The sequence below is a fragment of the Latilactobacillus graminis DSM 20719 genome, assembly GCF_001436415.1.
Classification (GTDB): Bacteria; Bacillota; Bacilli; order Lactobacillales; family Lactobacillaceae; genus Latilactobacillus; species Latilactobacillus graminis.
Genome location: NZ_AYZB01000064.1, coordinates 1 through 680, shown reverse-complemented (window position 1 = coordinate 680; position 680 = coordinate 1). Strand labels below are relative to the sequence as shown.

Below are 680 nucleotides of genomic sequence, written 5' to 3'. Positions count from 1 at the left end.
GCGGTTTCAATAATTGCTTCCATATTGTCATATTCAGGGGTCCAACCGAGCATTTCACGCGCTTTGTCACTGGCAGCAATCAATGTACTTGGATCACCAGCCCGACGTGGAGCCATCGTCACGGGAATTGCTTTACCAGTCACTTTACGAGCGGCTTTTACAATTTCCATGTTTGAAAAACCAGTTGATGAACCTAAGTTAAAGGCGCTACTGGAATTGCCTTGTTCTAGATAGCCCAAGGCCAAAATATGGGCATCTGCTAGATCTAATACGTGAACGTAATCACGGATATTCGTGCCATCTGGTGTATCATAATCGTCACCAAAGATTGCTAATTGATCACGCTTGCCAGCAGCGACTTGTAATACAATTGGCAATAAATGCGTTTCTGGATGGTGATCTTCTCCGATTGAACCATCTGGTTTAGCACCGGCCACGTTGAAATAACGTAATGCGACAAATTTAATGCCATAAGCTTTATCAGCCCATTTCATCATTGTTTCCATCATCAACTTACTTTCACCGTAAGGATTGGTGGGGACTTGTGGATCAGATTCTTTGATGGGAATCGTTTTGGGTTCTCCATAGGTTGCCGCCGTTGATGAAAAGACGATGTGTTTGACGTTGAATTCATTCATTACTTCGAGCAAAGCGGTCATTCCGTATGTGTTATTGTCAAA

The 680-nt window shown here is 43.2% G+C and carries 1 protein-coding gene; it reads right to left on the bottom strand.

Annotated elements, in window-relative coordinates; all coding sequences use genetic code 11:
* Positions 1-680, bottom strand: a 680-nt coding sequence (galE, locus tag FC90_RS08525; RefSeq protein WP_057908821.1) for a UDP-glucose 4-epimerase GalE, incomplete at both ends; no start/stop codon positions are given.